At 56.1% G+C, this 17483-nt stretch carries 11 protein-coding genes; 2 read left to right on the top strand and 9 right to left on the bottom strand.

What is annotated here, in order from left to right; all coding sequences use genetic code 11:
* Positions 1-72 precede the first annotated feature (72 nt).
* Complete coding sequence (gene fbaB, locus GA0061071_RS01105; RefSeq protein ID WP_061494039.1) at positions 73-1125, top strand: class I fructose-bisphosphate aldolase; 1053 nt, start codon at positions 73-75, stop codon at positions 1123-1125.
* Positions 1126-1360: 235 nt separating this feature from the next.
* The gene (locus tag GA0061071_RS01100) at positions 1361-2515 is read left to right on the top strand and encodes a mandelate racemase family protein (RefSeq protein WP_088238064.1); all 1155 of its coding nucleotides are present in this window, start codon (positions 1361-1363) and stop codon (positions 2513-2515) included.
* Between the two features lie 52 nt (positions 2516-2567).
* Here the strand turns inward: GA0061071_RS01100 and yegS are convergent, their stop codons facing one another.
* The 9 genes from yegS to GA0061071_RS01055 all read right to left on the bottom strand — a co-directional run bounded on the left by yegS (position 2568) and on the right by GA0061071_RS01055 (position 17337).
* Entirely contained in the window at positions 2568-3467 is a 900-nt protein-coding gene (yegS, locus tag GA0061071_RS01095; RefSeq protein ID WP_061494041.1) for a lipid kinase YegS, read from the bottom strand.
* 267 nt (positions 3468-3734) lie between these two features.
* Entirely contained in the window at positions 3735-5093 is a 1359-nt protein-coding gene (gene trhP / locus GA0061071_RS01090; RefSeq protein ID WP_061494042.1) for a prephenate-dependent tRNA uridine(34) hydroxylase TrhP, read from the bottom strand.
* A 118-nt stretch (positions 5094-5211) separates the two neighbouring features.
* Complete coding sequence (locus tag GA0061071_RS01085; protein WP_061494043.1) at positions 5212-5952, bottom strand: hypothetical protein; 741 nt, start codon at positions 5950-5952, stop codon at positions 5212-5214.
* A gap of 301 nt (positions 5953-6253) precedes the next feature.
* Complete coding sequence (baeR, locus tag GA0061071_RS01080; protein ID WP_061494044.1) at positions 6254-6976, bottom strand: envelope stress response regulator BaeR; 723 nt, start codon at positions 6974-6976, stop codon at positions 6254-6256.
* Positions 6973-8481, bottom strand: coding sequence for an envelope stress sensor histidine kinase BaeS (baeS, locus tag GA0061071_RS01075; protein WP_088238063.1), 1509 nt, complete (start codon positions 8479-8481; stop codon positions 6973-6975). The genes baeR and baeS overlap by 4 nt, the downstream gene beginning before the upstream one ends.
* Positions 8478-9893, bottom strand: coding sequence for an MFS transporter (mdtD, locus tag GA0061071_RS01070; protein WP_088238062.1), 1416 nt, complete (start codon positions 9891-9893; stop codon positions 8478-8480). Before mdtD ends, baeS begins: the two co-directional genes overlap by 4 nt.
* Positions 9890-12967: a multidrug efflux RND transporter permease subunit MdtC gene (mdtC, locus tag GA0061071_RS01065; RefSeq protein ID WP_088238061.1), complete on the bottom strand. Its 3078-nt coding sequence runs from the start codon at positions 12965-12967 to the stop codon at positions 9890-9892. Before mdtC ends, mdtD begins: the two co-directional genes overlap by 4 nt.
* Positions 12968-16090, bottom strand: coding sequence for an MdtB/MuxB family multidrug efflux RND transporter permease subunit (locus GA0061071_RS01060; RefSeq protein WP_088238060.1), 3123 nt, complete (start codon positions 16088-16090; stop codon positions 12968-12970).
* Positions 16090-17337 carry an MdtA/MuxA family multidrug efflux RND transporter periplasmic adaptor subunit gene (locus GA0061071_RS01055; RefSeq protein WP_061494049.1) on the bottom strand — a complete coding sequence of 416 codons (1248 nt, stop codon included), beginning with the start codon at positions 17335-17337 and terminating at the stop codon, positions 16090-16092. Before GA0061071_RS01055 ends, GA0061071_RS01060 begins: the two co-directional genes overlap by 1 nt.
* Between the last annotated feature and the right edge of the window lie 146 nt (positions 17338-17483).

The following is a 17483-nucleotide window of genomic DNA, read 5'->3' as shown; positions in this document are numbered from 1 at the left end:
TTATCTCTGCCCGGCGAAAGTCGGGTAAGGACAATCCATTTCGCCTTGCGCGAAGTTTACGGGAGCATAGCTATGACTGATATCGTGCAGCTACTTGGCAAAGACGCCGACAGCCTTCTGCAACACCGTTGTATGACCATCCCCGCCGACCAGCTCTATCTGCCAGGAAACGATTATGTTGATCGCGTGATGGTGGACAACAACCGTCCGCCTGCGGTGCTGCGTAATATGCAGACGCTTTATAATCATGGGCGTCTGGCCGGAACCGGGTATCTGTCGATTTTGCCGGTAGACCAGGGGATCGAACACTCAGCAGGCGCCTCGTTCGCGGCGAACCCGCTCTATTTCGATCCGAAAAACATCGTTGAGCTGGCGATCGAAGCGGGCTGTAACTGCGTCGCCTCCACCTACGGCGTGCTTGCTTCTGTCTCCCGTCGTTATGCACACCGTATCCCTTTCCTGGTGAAACTTAACCACAACGAAACCCTGAGCTATCCCACGGAATATGACCAGACGCTGTACGCCAGTGTGGAACAGGCGTTCAACATGGGTGCCGTGGCGGTTGGGGCGACCATCTATTTTGGTTCGCAGGAGTCTCGCCGGCAGATTGAAGAGATCTCGGCGGCGTTTGAGCGCGCGCATGAGTTGGGAATGGTCACCGTATTGTGGGCTTACCTGCGCAACTCCGCGTTCAAAAAAGAGGGCGTGGATTACCATGTGTCCGCGGACTTAACCGGTCAGGCGAACCATATTGCCGCGACCATCGGCGCTGATATCGTGAAGCAGAAAATGGCGGAAAACAATGGCGGCTATAAAGCGGTGAACTTCGGTTACACCGATGAGCGTGTCTACAGCAAGCTGACCAGTGATAACCCCATTGACCTGGTGCGTTACCAACTGGCGAACTGCTATATGGGCCGCGCCGGGCTGATTAACTCCGGTGGCGCAGCGGGAGGCGATACCGATCTCAGCGATGCCGTGCGCACTGCGGTTATTAATAAACGCGCCGGTGGTATGGGACTGATCCTTGGGCGCAAAGCCTTCAAGAAAAGCATGACGGACGGCGTGAAGTTGATTAACGCCGTGCAGGATGTCTACCTGGATGACAAAGTAACCATTGCCTGATGACGGTTATCCCCTCTCAATGAGAGGGGATAAAAACGTAAAACTCACTTTCCATTCATTCAAACACCTTTCCCGCTCTTCATCGCGTTTGCGAAACTTTTTGTGAAAACTGTCACGCAGTGTCATGCGCATGCCCAAAAAAAGGCCAATGCATAGCGGAAATTGTCCGAGGATGTGACATATTTTTGTGCATATATTCTGTTATGAAACGTCTTTTCAAAAAAAAGGACATGCAATGAAAATAGAATCTGTAAACGTCACCGTTTTTCAGCATCCCACACGACGGGTTTCCGACAGCGCCGGACACTCGCATCCGGGGCCGGAAAGCCAGGCGAAAATGGCGATGCTGACGATTACCGCAGACGATGGCAGCAAAGGGTATGCGTTTGCGCCGCCGGAAGTGGTGCGTCCCTTTGTGCTTAATACCTTTTTCCGCAAAGTGATGGTGGGTCAGGATCCGTTTCACCGCGAACGCATCTGGCAGGATTTGGTGCACTGGCAGCGCGGTAGTGCCCATCAATTGACCGAACGTGCGCTGTCGTTCGTTGAACAGGCGCTGTGGGATTTGATGGGCCGCAAACTCAATATGCCGGTGTATAAACTGCTCGGCGGCTACCGCGATAAAGTGCCGGCCTATGGCAGCACCATGTGCGGTGACGAGCTTGAAGGCGGTCTCTCCACCCCGGAAGCGTACGCGGCATTTGCTGAAAAGCTGGTAGCGCGCGGCTACAAAGCCATCAAACTGCACACCTGGATGCCGCCCGTTAAATTCGCGCCTGATCCGAAAATGGACGTGAAAGCCTGCGCCGCGGTGCGCGAAGCGGTCGGGCCGGATATCGATTTAATGATTGATGGTTATCACTGGTACAGCCGTACCGACGCGCTGTACATCGGCAAGGAGCTGGAAAAACTCAACTTTGCCTGGTTCGAAGAGCCGATGGCAGAAGAGAGCATGTCGTCGTACGTCTGGCTGGCGGAAAATCTGTCGATTCCGATTATCGGACCGGAAAGCCTGGGCGGTAAGCATCACAGCCGCGCTGATTGGATCAAAGCGGGCGCATGCGACATCCTGCGCGCCGGGGCCAATGGTGTCGGTGGGATCTCGCCCACGCTGAAAGTGGCAAATCTGGCGGAATCGTTCGGCATGGACTGCGAAATTCACGGCAATGGTGCGGCAAGCCTCGCGGTGATAGGCGCGATCCGTAATTGCCGCTGGTATGAACGCGGTTTGCTGCACCCGTTCCTGGATTACGATCAACCGGCGGCATATCTCAATTCTCTTATCGACCCGATGGATGAAGAGGGTTTTGTCCATTTGCCGCAGCGTCCGGGGCTTGGCGAAGACATTAATTTTACGTATATCGAAGCCAATACCCTCAGTCACGACTGATAAAAAATAATAAATGCCCGAGGGTACTGACCCTGCGGCCTGAAAATGCCTGCTAGCGCAATAACGGGCAATCCGGCGGCAACCGGCACTGCAAGGCGCCGGGGAGCACTTCAATGCGGAAATGCTCCCCGCGCAGCGGTTCACCGTCCAGATTAAAAGTCAGTTCATGGGGGGCATTCACCTCAAACCAGGCCGATTTTCCGTCAATAATATGCGGATTATCATCCGGTTGCGTTAATGTCGTGAACAGCGCGGGCAGGAGTTCATCGCCGGTAAAAATACGCAGCTGTAATAACCCATCGTTAATCAGCGCCTGCGGGCAAAGCTGCTGCCCGCCCCCCGCCTGACGGCCATTACCAATGCCAATGACCAGCGCATCTCCCTGCCAGTGAAAATTGTCGCCACGAATTTCGCAACGATCCGCTTTCAGCATATCCATACGCATCAGACCGTGGATCAGATAGGAGACGCTCCCGAGGGCGGCTTTGAGTTTTTCCGGCGTTTCGCTGGTAATGCGGGTGCCAAAGCCACCGGTCGCCATATTGATAAAGCAGGTTTTATCGTTAACCCTGGCGATATCCACCGGCACGGCTTTGCCGATAATCGCCAACTGTAACGCTTTGTCCAGCGCATCCGGAATGGCGGCGCTGGTGGCAAAATCATTGGCGGTGCCGAGCGGTAAAATGCCCAACGCCGGAACATGTTCTCCCGCGCAGTCCACCAGTGCGGTTGCCACTTCGTTAATGGTCCCGTCGCCACCACCCGCGATCACCGTTGAGACGCCGAGCTGCTGCGCCTCTTTCACGTAGCGTCCGGCATCACCTTTTTCCCAGGTCACCCGCACCTGAATATCCATACCTTCATTGCGTAGCAGCGTTATCGCTTCGCGCAGCGTTTCGTCACCAGCGCTTTTACCGTTGAGGATCAATAAGCTTGTGGGAATTTCATGCATCCTTTTTCACCCTGACTGAACAACATCAGCAAAGTGTATGTCAGGAAACGGCAATGCGGAGAAAAAGCGGAAGAATGGAGAAAAAAAATCAGCCTGCGTAAGGGAGATTACACAGGCTAAGGAGGTGGTTCCTGGTACAGCTAGCATTTATGGGTTATGTTTTTCAGCGAGGTGGATGATACCCATATTAACCGCAACGGTATGTGATCCGATTCTAAGAATCTTCTCCTGCAATAAATAACCGTACTTAACTATTCAGGACACCGCTCAGGCGTGCGGATTTCGCGTCGACTGACCATCGAAATTGCGCATCAACAGGGCGTATTCCAGCGCCATATCTTCTGGCACGGGTAGCCAGACGGTATAACCGTCGCCAGGTGCAACGGGCATTGCTTCGCCTTTGGCATTTTCCATCTGTTCCAGCGTGAAGTTAACGTTACCTTGCGGGGTCATCAGCTCCAGGCTATCGCCGACAGAGAACTTATTTTTCACTGCAACTGCGGCGAGATGGCCTTTGCGCTCGCCGGTGAATTCGCCGACAAACTGCTGGCGCTCGGAGACGGAGTACCCATATTCGTAGTTCTGGTAGTCGTCATGGGTATGGCGACGTAAAAAACCTTCGGTATAGCCACGGTGCGCCAGGCCTTCCAGCGTTTCCAGCAGTGAGGTGTCGAACGGTTTCCCGGCGGCGGCATCGTCAATGGCTTTGCGATAGACCTGTGCAGTACGGGCGCAGTAGTAGAACGACTTGGTACGCCCTTCGATTTTCAGCGAGTGCACACCCATTTTGGTCAGGCGCTCCACATGAGCAATGGCGCGCAGATCTTTGGAGTTCATGATGTAGGTGCCATGTTCGTCTTCAAAGGCGGTCATATACTCGCCCGGACGTTGCGCTTCCTCAATCATAAACACTTTGTCAGTTGGCGCGCCAACGCCCAGCGTCGGTTCAATGTTCTGCACCGGGATCGGCTCGTGAACATGCACGATATTACCGATGGCGTCTTCTTTGCCTTCCTGCACGTTGTATTCCCAACGGCAGGCATTGGTGCAGGTGCCCTGGTTCGGGTCGCGCTTGTTGATATAACCTGAGAGCAGACAGCGGCCGGAGTAGGCCATGCACAGCGCACCGTGGACGAAAATTTCGATTTCCATTTCCGGCACCTGCGTGCGGATCTCTTCAATTTCTTCCAGCGACAGTTCGCGGGAGAGGATCACGCGCGTCAGCCCCATCTGCTGCCAGAATTTTACCGTCGCCCAGTTCACGGCGTTCGCCTGAACGGAGAGGTGGATCGGCATCTGCGGGAAATGTTCTCGTACCAGCATGATAAGCCCCGGATCGGACATAATCAGCGCATCCGGCCCCATATCCACCACCGGTTTTAAGTCGCGGATGAATGTTTTCAGCTTGGCGTTGTGCGGGGCGATATTCACCACCACGTAAAACTGCTTGCCCAGTGCATGGGCTTCGTTAATGCCTGTTTGCAGGTTTTCGTGGTTGAATTCGTTATTGCGTACCCGCAACGAATAACGCGGCTGGCCAGCATAAACGGCATCCGCGCCGTAAGCGAAAGCGTAACGCATATTTTTCAGCGTTCCCGCCGGGGAAAGGAGTTCCGGTTTAAACATGATGGTCTCATTCTGATGACAGGTCAGATAGCCTCACCGGGGTGAGGCTGCAGGGGGCGTTCCCCTGATTTCAGGGCGGGAATTGTAGCGCCGGGGACGAGGGGAGTAAACCTGCGCGTCAATCCACGCGCAGGTATTTACCGTCGGCGCTGACGTTATGACCAAAACCACAATTCATCGAGTCATCGGCATCGGTTTTTGCATTCACTGTTTGCTTATCTGCCGACAGCGTCAGCGAAATGGTGCAGTGCGCAATATCTTCATCGTCGTGCAGGTTGATGTCGCCTTTATTCTCTTTGAAGGTCACTTTCTCCGAGAATTCACCGATATTTGGCCCGTAATAGAGCCCCATGAGACCGAACGAGTAACCCGCCCAGTCGGCCTGATAGCGGTCATTACCTTCTGCTTTAAGGGTCAGTACTTCCCATTCTCCACGCCCGGCATATTGCCAATATTCGCCAGCGGCGGAAGTCGGTTTTGGCAGCGCGAGTAGCTTGTCCTGAATACGCGAAAGGTTATATTGCGACTTCTGATCGTCCGGCATGATTTGCAGCCAGGCTTGCGCTTTGCGGTATTCACCCTCGCGAATAAACGTCAGCGCCACGTTATTGTAAGCAGTGGCTATCAGTGCTTCATTGGGCTGATTTCCGCCGTATTCACACTGCTCAAGCCACGCGGTTTGCTGAATGAACGCCTCCCTCGCTTTGGCGTAGTTTTTGGCCTGATAGAATTGATTGCCCTGTTTGGCGTAATCATTAATTTTGGCGCAGTCGGCATCTATTTGTGCTTCGGTGATCTCCGCCTGGCAACCAAACGCGGCAAACAGTAGCGCCAGCGCGCCGTAACCATATTTTCTCATCATCCCTTACCTTTTGTTGACGACGTTATGAGCAGCCTGACCTGTTGTTATCACGCTTGATAAAACAGCTATTTTCGCGGCTGTCATCATACAGAGGATGTGGGGTTTGTTCGCGGTCAAATACCCTACCAGTAAAGATGGGGAAGTCGGGGGAAGCGACACGGCCAGCCGGTTTGCGGTGGCGTGAGAACGCGTGAAGGGCAATCGGGCGCAAGGGGAGCCGTAGCAAAAGAGGCGCTTACCGCGCTGGCGCGCAGATAAGCGAACGCCGGGCGGTTTCCGCCGCCCGACGCAATCGCGGTTACGCCAGTTTGCAGGCGTCCGCTTCCCAGCGATACCCCACACCATAGACCGCGCGGATGAAAGACTGCTCTTCATCCAGCGCTTCCAGTTTGCGGCGCAGGTTTTTGATATGGCTATCGATAGTACGGTCAGTCACCACGCGGTAGTCATCATACAGATGATTAAGCAGTTGTTCTCGGGAGAAGACTTTACCCGGTTCGCTGGAGAGGGTTTTCAGCAGGCGGAATTCGGCAGGCGTCAGATCCAGCAGTTTGTTGTGCCAGCTTGCCTGGAAACGCCCCTCATCCACAATCAGCGGGCTTTCGTCGTCCATTGCTTGCAGTTCACGCTGCGGCTTGCAGCGGCGCAGAATGGTCTTCACCCGGGCCACCACTTCACGCGGGCTGTACGGTTTGCAGATATAGTCATCCGCGCCAATTTCCAGCCCCAGCAGGCGGTCAATCTCTTCGATTTTCGCTGTCACCATAATGATGGGCACATTGGAGAAACGGCGAATTTCGCGACACAGCGTCAGACCGTCTGTGCCGGGCAGCATCAAATCGAGCAGGATCAAATCCGGTGGCGTCTGGCGAACATAAGGGAGCACCTGGTCGCCGTGATTGACCAGCGCTGGCGCGTAACTTGCGGCCCGCAGGTAATCGATCAACAACTGCCCAAGCTTGGGTTCATCTTCCACGATCAGAATGCGTGGCGTGTTTTCGTCAATGGGTAACTCAGTCATACGTCTCTCGATTTTTCGCGTTCAAGCGGTAATTCAACTGTAATGCTAACCCCGCCGAAAGGCGAGTGCGCGGCATGGATAGCGCCACCGTGCGCTTCCACAATATTCAAACAGATAGCCAGCCCCAGACCAGAGCCGCCACTGGCGCGGTTGCGTGAACCCTCGGTACGATAGAAGCGCTCAAACAGGCGCTTAAGTTGCTCATCGTTCACCCCAGGGGCGCTGTCGGCAAAACGCATCACCAGCTTGCCCTCGTCGATGGTAGCCTGAATGTGTGTACGACCGCCGCCGTCGGTATAGCGCAGGCTGTTTTCCAGCAGGTTATTGAAGAGTTGCATCAGGCGATCGGGATCGCCAAAGACTGTGGCACGCCCCGGTGCTTCAAGCGACAGGGTCAGGTTGCGGTTGGCGAAACGCTCGCGGAATGCGCCTGCTGCAATCTCCAGCAGTGTAATCACATCCACCGGCGTGCGTTGGTACGCCAGTGCGCCTTCATCGGACATGGAAAGTTGGTGCAGGTCGTCCACCAGTTTAGTGAGCGTGCCGACTTCCGCTTGCAGGGAGGCTACCGACTCCGGGGTGAATTGGCGCACGCCGTCTTGTATCGCTTCCAGTTCGCCGCGCAACACTGCCAACGGTGTCCGCAGTTCATGGGAGATGTCAGCCATAAAATCGCGACGCATCTGCTGGTTTTTTTCCAGGGTACTGGCGAGCTGGTTAAAGTCCCGCGCCAGCCGGCCTAATTCGTCATGGCTACCGGGCGTGACCCGGGTGGTGAAATCCCCGGAAGCCAGCTTATGCGTCCCCTCAACCAGCCGTTTGACCGGCGCCAGCAAGCCTCTGGCCAGCGGGAAAGTCGCGATAGCGGCCAGCAAGGTGGCAAGCCCGACAATCAGCCAACTGGTGCGCCGTTGTTGGCGTTCAAAATTAATATCGGTATTGCGCGTCAGGCGTTCAATCGGGGAGGCGATGACCCAACCGACCTGTTGGTTATTCACCACAATGGCCCGACGAGTGCCATCCTCCGGCACCGGTGAACGTGGCCCCACCAGCACCTGAGATTGTTGATCAACCACCCAGAACTTGGTGCGCCAGCCGTGCGGCGGCATGCCTGGCGGTCCACCCGGGGGGCCCGGTTCATGTCCCGACTCACCGTCCGGGTGGGGCGGCATTTCGCGATCCATGTCTGGCCTGTCAGCGTTACGACCCGGACCGCCAGGGCGGTCTTCTTCGTGTTCATTATCTCTTTCGAACGATCGCAGGATCTGAAAAATGACCCGATCGTTATTACGCAAAAACTGCCAACTGCCATTCTGAGCATATTGTTCGGCCAGCGAGTCACTGAGCATCTGCAAACGCTGCTCATTACCGCGTTTGATATAGTCGATAAAGCCGCGTTCGAAGCTGATGCGCACCGCCCAGTGCATGGTGATGAGCAACACAATACAGGTGGTTAAAATGGCCAGAAACAGCTTGGCTGTGATACCCGGCCGCCAGAATGTCATGATTCTCTCCTTTTGCGACGGGCAATGACGACATTCTTGCTGGCATCATCCGGAACGTGGGCAAAGAGTAACGCCGGAAGGGCAATGACCACCGCCATACTGAGGTAAGTGTAAAGAAAAACGTGGTGTGCCACGCCACTGTCCGCCGACAAGTGCTGCGAACCAAATAAGCCCAACAGCAACCCGGCAATGGTCACGCCGATACTCATCGACAATTGCATTACCATCGACAGCAGGCTGTTGCCACTGCTGGCCAGCTCATCCGGCAGATCTTTCAGCGTCAGGGTATTCATGGAGGAGAAACGCATGGAATTGATCATCCCCTGGCAGAACAGCACCACCGGTAGCATGTAGTACCAGCCCAGCAGAGCGGTGGTCATAAACAGTAAGCTTATCAATGCCAGCCCCAGCGTGGAGCAGACCAGCACCCGGCGGTAACCGAACCGGTTCACTACCTGTACGACAATGCGTTTCATGCCCATGCTGCCCAGTACCATCGGGATCATCATTAACCCGGCGTGAAAAGGCGAAAAACCGAGGCCGATTTGCAAAAATACCGGCGTCATAAAGGGCAGCATGCCGCTACCGACACGCCCGGCGAAACTGCCCGACAACCCGAGCGAAAACGAAGGCGTGCGGAACAACCGCAGGTTAAACAGTGCACCATCGTTGCCTTTCGCATGCAGCAGATAGGTAATCAGCGCTACCGCGCCACCTCCCACCAGCAGGCCCAACATCCACGGTGACAACCCCAGACCTTTATGCCCGTCGAGCGCCAGCGTCAGCGTCGCCATGCCGCAGGCTAACAGCACAAATCCCACCATATCAAAGCGGCGGGTTTGCAGGGTGTAGTTCGGCATCAGGCTCAGAGTGGCGATAGCCCCGACGATCCCCACCGGCAGATTAATCAGGAAGATCCAGTGCCAGGAGGCATACTCCACCAGAATGCCGCCCAGCGCCGGGCCAACCAGCGGGCCAATCTGCCCCGGCAACGTGACAAAGGTCATCGCCGCCATATAGTGATCGCGCGGGACGATTTTCATCACCGTTAGTCTGCCAACCGGCACCATCATCGCGCCGCCAACCCCTTGCAGCACGCGGGCCATCACCAGTTGGTCCAGCGTAGAGGCTTGCGCGCAAAACAGTGAGCCGGTCGTAAACAGTACAATGGCGATAAAAAAGATATTGCGCACGCCCACCCGATCCGCCAGCCAGCCACTGGCCGGCAACATGACGGCTACCGTCAGCACATAGGACACCACCACCATATGCATATGCAGTGGACTCTCCCCCAGACTTTTTGCCATCGAGGGGAGGGCGGTGTTCACAATGGTGGTATCCAGCGACTGCATAAAAAAGCCAAAGGCGACGATCCATAGTTGCCAGCGGATGTTATTGGGTAGTTCATTCATTCACTAACTGGCTCTCTCTCTTTACGGCTAAAACGCATGCGCAGACGGTCGAAGAACAGGTAGACCACTGGCGTTGTGTACAGGGTCAGCAACTGGCTCATCACCAGACCGCCCACGATAGTGATACCAAGAGGCTGACGCAATTCAGAACCGTCGCCGCCGGAGATAACCAGCGGCAGCGCGCCAAACAGCGCCGCCAGTGTCGTCATCATGATGGGGCGAAAACGCAACAAACAGGCCTGGAAGATAGCGTCTTCTGCGCTAAGGTTACCCTGACGCTGCGCTTCAAGGGCGAAGTCGACCATCATAATGGCATTTTTCTTCACAATCCCGATCAGCAACATAATGCCGATAAGCGCAATCAGGCTAAAGGGCGCGTTAAACAACTCCAGCGCCAGCAATGCGCCCACGCCCGCCGAAGGCAGCGTTGAGAGAATGGTCAGCGGATGCACGTAGCTTTCGTAGAGGATCCCCAGCACGATATAGACCGTCGCAATCGCTGCCAGAATCAGGATCACCTGCGAGTTCATGGTTTGCTGGAAGATTTGCGCGGTACCGGCAAAACTACCGCGCACGCTTGAAGGCACGCCCAGTTGGGTCATTGCGCGATTGATCGCATCGCTGGCTTCCGATAACGACGACCCGGTCGGCAGGTTAAAAGAGATGGTCGACGCGGCTGACAACCCCTGATGATTCACCGACAGCGGCGCGTTGGCCGGAAGCCAGTGGGCAAAGTAGGAGAGGGGGATCGATTTGCCCTCGCTGTTAATCACATACATTTTATCCAGTGCGCTGATGTCCTGGGTATAACGCGGATCGACTTCCATCACTACTTTGTACTGGTTTAACGGCTGGTAGATAGTCGAAATCTGCCGCTGGCCGAATGCGTCATTCAGCAGGCTATTGGTTTCCTGGACGCTGATCCCGAGACGCGACATGGTGGCGCGATCGTAAACCAGGTTCATCTCTGCACCGTTATCCTGTTGATCGGAGTTGACGTCTGCCAGTTGCGGCAGGGCGGCAAGGGTTTTACGGATCTTCGGCTCCCACTCACGCAGGGCACTGAGATCATCTGACAGCAGCGAGTACTGGTAACTGGCGTTCGCCTGCCGACCGCCAACGCGAATGTCTTGCACAGCCACGAGAAACAGACTGGCACCGGGTTCTTTTGCCAGTTTGCCGCGCAGGCGGTCAATCACCTGCTGGGCGGTTTCATGACGTACTCCACGGGGTTTCAGCGTAATAAACATCATGCCGCTGTTCACCCGCGAGCCGCCGGTAAAGCCGGTGACATTATCCACGGCCGGGTCGTCGCGGATGATTTTCATAAAATCCTGCAACTTAATACGCATTGCCTGGAAGGAGATGCTCTGGTCCGCCTGGATACCCCCCATCAGCACGCCGGTGTCCTGCTCTGGGAAAAAGGTTTTGGGTATGGTGATGTACATCCAGATATTTAGCGCGATGGTGGCCAGCAGCACTACGCCGACGAGGCGGGCATGGTTAAGCACCCATTTTAGCGAGCGCGCATACTGCTGTTGCAGCGCAATTAACAGGCGGCCCACACCCCGTTCGCGGGTACGCTCGCGGGGTTTATGGCTCTTCAGCAGCCAGCCGCACATCATCGGCGTTAATGTCAGGGAGATGGCCAGCGAAATGCCGATCGCCACGGAGAGCGTGACGGCGAACTCCCGCAACAGACGACCGGGTAAACCGGCCATCAGCAACAATGGCATGAATACGGCCACCAGCGAGACACTCATGGAGAGAACAGTAAAGCCCACCTCCCGGGTGCCCTGAAGCGCAGCCTGGAGCGGTTTTGTTCCCGCTTCAAGGTGCCGCGAGATATTCTCCAGCACCACAATCGCATCATCCACCACAAAACCGGTGGCAATAGTCAGCGCCATCAGCGACAGGTTATTGAGGCTAAATCCGCACAGATACATGGCGGCAAATGTGCCGATCAGCGAAACCGGCACGGCCACCGCCGGGATCAGCGTCGCTCTGCCGGAGCGCAGGAACAGGAACACCACCAGGATCACCAGTGCTACAGAGATCACTAAGGTCTGCTCTACTTCCGCCAGCGAAGCGCGGATAGTGGGGGATCGATCCTGGGCGATTTGTAAATCAATGGCCGCCGGAATGGTCTTTTGCAAATCGGGTAAACGGGCGCGAATGCTGTCGACGGTGTCGATGATATTGGCTTCCGGCAGTTTGCGGATCATCAGCAATATTGCCGGTTTGGCATTGGTCATCCCGGCGTTGCGAACATCCTGCACCGAGTCTTTGACTGTTGCGACATCGCTTAAACGCACGGCTGAGCCGTTTTTATAATGAATGATCAATGGTCGGTATTCGGCGGCGGTTTTCAACGCATCATTGGTTTGTACCTGCCAGCGCTGCGCGGAATCTTCCACCGCACCTTGCGGTCGTCGCACGTTGGCGTTGCTGATGGCGGTGCGAACGGAATCCAGCGATACGCCCTGGTTAAACAGCGCCTGCGGGTTCAACCCGATGCGCACCGCAGGCAAGGAACTCCCGCCAACGTCGACATCACCGACCCCCTGAATCTGCGCGATGGTTTGCGCCAGCTGTGTGGAGGCAAAATCGTACAGTTCGCCCTGCGAATAGGTGTCCGACGTCAGCGTCAGGATCATAATCGGCGCAGCAGAGGGGTTGGCCTTGCGATAGGTCGGTCGGCTTGGCATACCGCTTGGCAGCAAACTTTGCGCTGCATTTATCGCCGCTTGTACATCGCGTGCGGCGCCGTTGATATCGCGGTCGAAGTTAAACTCCAGAATAATGCGCGTACTGCCCAGCGAACTGGTAGAGGTCATTTCGCTCACCCCGGCAATGCGCCCGAGTGAGCGTTCCAGCGGGGTGGCGACCGATGAGGCCATGGTTTCCGGCGATGCGCCGGGCAGCGATGCGCTGACCATAATGACCGGAAAATCCACCTGCGGCAGCGGGGCGACCGGCAACAACCGGAAGCCAAGTATGCCGCACAGGGTGATGGCCAGCGAGATAAGGATCGTTGCCACCGGACGGTAAATGAAGAGGGCGAAAAACTTCACTTACGCTTCCTCCTCACGCCGGGGGAAACGCTGTTTTGTCCACAATGCCAGTCGGTCAAACAGCAGGTAGATAACCGGCGTGGTGAACAATGTCAGCACCTGGCTGACCATCAATCCACCGACCATGCCAATGCCTAACGGGCGGCGCAACTCTGCGCCCACACCCGCGCTCAGCATCAAGGGCAGCGCACCCAGCAGTGCGGCGAGTGTGGTCATCAGAATCGGGCGAAAACGCAGCAGACAGGCCTGGAAAATGGCATCACGCGGCGACATCCCCTCTTCGCGTTCGGCGGCGAGGGCAAAATCGATCATCATGATGGCGTTTTTCTTCACAATACCGATCAACAGGATGATGCCGATAATGGCAATCACATCCAGCTCGCTCCCGGAAATCAGCAGCGCCAGCAATGCGCCCACGCCTGCCGTGGGCAGCGTCGACAGAATGGTGATGGGATGAATAAAGCTTTCATACAGCACGCCGAGCACGATATACATCGCCACCACTGCGGCAATAATCAGCCAGACAGTACTGCCGAGTGCAGCCTGGAACGCCAGCGTACTTCCCTGGAACTGCGTGGTGATAGACGTAGGGAAGTTGAGCGTTTTTTCACTCTCCATCACCGCTTGCACCGCATCTCCCAGCGAATAACCGCCCGCGACGTTAAAGGAGATGGTCGTGGAGGGGAATTGATCCAGGTGGTTGATACTCAGCGGGGCATAGCGCTGCTCGACTTTTGCAATCGACAAGAGGGGGACTACACCGCCATCGGTACTGGTGAGGCGTATGTTATCCAGTGCCGACAGACCAGGGGTTTGCGCGGTATCGTGTTCCAGCACCACGCGATACTGATTCGCTTGGGTGTAAATGGTCGAAATAAGACGCTGACCAAACGCGTTATACAGCGCATTGTCCACATCCGACATGGTGATGCCCAGGCGGCTGGCGCTGTCGCGGTCAACATTCACATATGCCACTAACCCTTTGTCCTGCCAGTCGCTGCTGACATCAGATAGCTGCGGCAACGCCTCCAGTTTGCTGACCAGTTGCGGTACCCAGGTGCTGAGGGCATCCAGCGAGTTTGCCTGTAGCGTGAACTGATATTGCGTGCGGCTAACCTGCGTGTCGATGGTCAAATCCTGGATCGGTTGCAGGTAAAGCGACACGCCGGGTACTCGGGCGACGGCCTGTTGCAACCGTTCAATCACAGGCTGGACGCGGTCGTCACGCTCATCCAGCGGCTTGAGGTTGATTTGCAGACGCGCGCTGTTCAATGAAGGGTTAGTCCCATCGACGCCAACAAACGAGGTCAGGCTTTCCACCGCCGGATCGCGCAAAATAACATCTGCCACCTGGCGCTGGCGTTCCGCCATGCTGGCAAAGGAGGTCGACTGCGGTGCTTGTAAGGTTCCCTGGATGATGCCGTTATCCTGCACCGGGAAGAAACCTTTCGGGATTACTATCCACAGCATAACGGACAGCAGCAACGTACCGATTGCCACACTCAGTGTCAGCCACGGGTGGTTAAGCACGTTGTTCAACAAACGCCCGTAACCAGCGATCACGCGCTCAAAAAAACGTTCGGATGCACGCGAAAAGCGTTTCTGTTTACGCAGTGACTCGGCGCTCAGCATGCGGGCGCACATCATGGGCGTCAGCGTCAAAGAGACGATGGCGGAGATCAGGATTGCTATCGCCAGCGTAACGGCGAACTCCCGGAACAGGCGACCAACGATATCGCCCATAAACAGCAACGGGATCAGCACCGCAATCAGTGAAAAAGTGAGGGAGATAATGGTAAAGCCGATTTCACCCGCCCCTTTCAGCGCGGCGGCCAGCGGTTTTTCACCTTTTTCGATATAGCGAGAGATGTTCTCAATCACCACGATGGCATCGTCCACCACAAACCCCGTGGCGATGGTCAGCGCCATCAGCGTTAGGTTATTGATGGAGAAATCGAGAAACACCATCGCGGCAAACGTGCCGACCAGCGACAGCGGAACGGCGACACCGGGAATAATGGTGGCGGGAATATTTCGCAGGAACAGATAGATGATCATCACCACCAACGCAATTGCCAGCATCAGTTCAAACTGCGTATCGCTTACCGACGCGCGGATGTTGGTCGTGCGGTCAGAGAGCACCTTGACGGTCACCGATTTCGGCAGGCTTTCGGTCAGTTGTGGCAACAGTGTGCGGATGCTATCTGCGGTATTAATGATGTTGGCACCCGGCTGACGCTGGACGTTCATCACAATCGCCTGTTGTTTATTGGACCATGCGCCGAGCCAGCTATTTTCTGCGCCTTGTTCAACGGTCGCGATGTCACCCAGGCGGATTGGCGCACCGTTCTGGTAGGCAATGATCAACTGGCGATACTCTTGCGCCGACTGCATCTGATCGTTGGCGGAAAGCGTGACTGCCCGGGCCGGGCCGTCCAGGCTGCCTTTCGCCGAGTTGACGTTCGCATTGCTGATAGCGGTACGGATGGTTTCGCTGGTCAACCCAAGTGCCGCAACCGCTTGTGCATTGAGTTTAACGCGTACAGCCGGACGCTGACCGCCTGACAGCGTCACCAGACCGACGCCAGACACCTGAGAAATTTTTTGAGCCACCCGGGTTTCCACCATGTCTTCCACCTGGGTCATCGGCATCGCGGAAGAGGTGACCGCCAGCGTCATAATTGGCGGATCCGCCGGGTTCACTTTGCTGTACACCGGTGGGTTAGGTAAGTCCGATGGCAGCAGACTGTTGGCGGCATTGATCGCCGCCTGCACTTCCTGCTCGGCCACATCCAGCGGTAGGGTTAACTGGAATTGCAACGTCACTACTGACGCACCACCTGAGCTCTGCGAGGCCATCTGTTTCAGGCCGGACATCTGGCCGAACTGGCGCTCAAGCGGGGCGGTGACCGCCGACGTCATCACATCCGGGCTGGCACCCGGATAGAGGGTGACAACCTGAATGGTGGGGTAATCCACCTCCGGTAAGGCGGAAACCGGCAGAAAGCGATAGCCGATGATACCGGCAAGCAGGATCGCTACCATCAGCAGCGTGGTGGCGACGGGACGCATAATAAACAGGCGGGAAGGGCCGCCTGTTCTGCCTGGCGGGAGCAGTTGCATCAGGACTGCGCTCCTTTTGCCGGATGTTCACGTTTTGCCGGCATCTCCTGGGCGCTTTTTGCCTCTACCACTTCGACTTTGGCCCCTTCGGTCAGGCGGTCGATACCGTCAGTGACCACGCGATCCCCGGCGGATAACCCGGCGGCAATGACCACCTTCTGGCTGTCCTGAATACCCGGTGTGACAATGTGTTTGCTGACCTGATTTTTGTCATTCAGCACCCAGACGAAGTTACCTTCATTACCCATTTGCAGGGCGGCGGTAGGGATCACCACAGCATTCTGCTCGGTGGCGACCAGCATCCGGGCGTTGACGAATTGATTCGGGAACAGCGCGTCATCCTGATTGTTAAAACGCGCTTTAAGCTTGATGGTGCCGGTAGTGGTATCAATCTGGTTATCCAGACTGAGTAGCGCGCCGGTGCTCAGCTTCTGCTTGTTGGTGCGATCCCAGGCTTCGACAGCCAGCGATTGTCCGGCTTTTTGCGCCTGTACCACGGTGGCGATATCGCTTTCCGGCAGCGTGAAGACGAGATCTATCGGGTGCGTTTGCGTCAACACAACAATACCGGTGGTGTCGCTACTGGTGATCTGGTTGCCGATATCCACCTGTTTTAAACCAACGCGACCGGAGATGGGCGCGGTAATGCGGCTCCAGTCGAGCTGAAGTTGCGCACTGGCAACAGACGCTTCATCGGCTTTTACCGTTCCTTCGGACTCGCTAACCAGCGCTTGCTGCGCATCCAGATCCTGGCGGGAGACGAGGCTGGTTTTCACCAGTTGCTGGTAACGGGCGAGATCGCGACGGGCATTCGCCAGCGTGGCTTTATCTTTCGCCAGTTGGCCCTGCGCCTGCGCCAGCGCGACCTTGAATTCACTCGGGTCGATTTCCGCCAGCAGATCGCCCGCTTTCACCTGCTGACCTTCCTGAAAGTGAAGGGCCAGCAACTGACCACTGACGCGGCTGCGCACCGTTACGGTGTTCACGGCGGTGATGGTGCCAAGACCTGTAAGATAACGCGGCACGGATTGTGTCGTCGCGACGGCGGCCTGAACGGGCGGCAATGCCCCACCACGCATACCGTGACGCCCGCCGCTCGGGCCGCCGGTAGTCGATCCCCGTGAAGCGGTTTGCCCGGTTGCAGTGGAAGAGGTGTCTTTATGACTGAAGTGATACCAGGCGGCGCCGATTGCCGCGATGACCACGGCCGCGACAATTGCGCGGCGAAACGTAACACTGCCATTCATCGTAATGCGTATCTCATCCTGAAAGCCGTTGCCGGAATAATACTAGTTTAGTGACGGTATGCCGCAGAAAAATGGAGGAAAAATGAAACACTGTCTGGAAACGTTTGTTAGGAATGGTAATTTGCGATAGGGCGATTATGGCGGAG

It is taken from the genome of Kosakonia oryzendophytica (genome assembly GCF_900094925.1).
GTDB lineage: Bacteria > Pseudomonadota > Gammaproteobacteria > Enterobacterales > Enterobacteriaceae > Kosakonia > Kosakonia oryzendophytica.
Note: the sequence above shows the minus strand (reverse complement) of the source record. Positions and strands in the feature narration are given on the sequence as shown.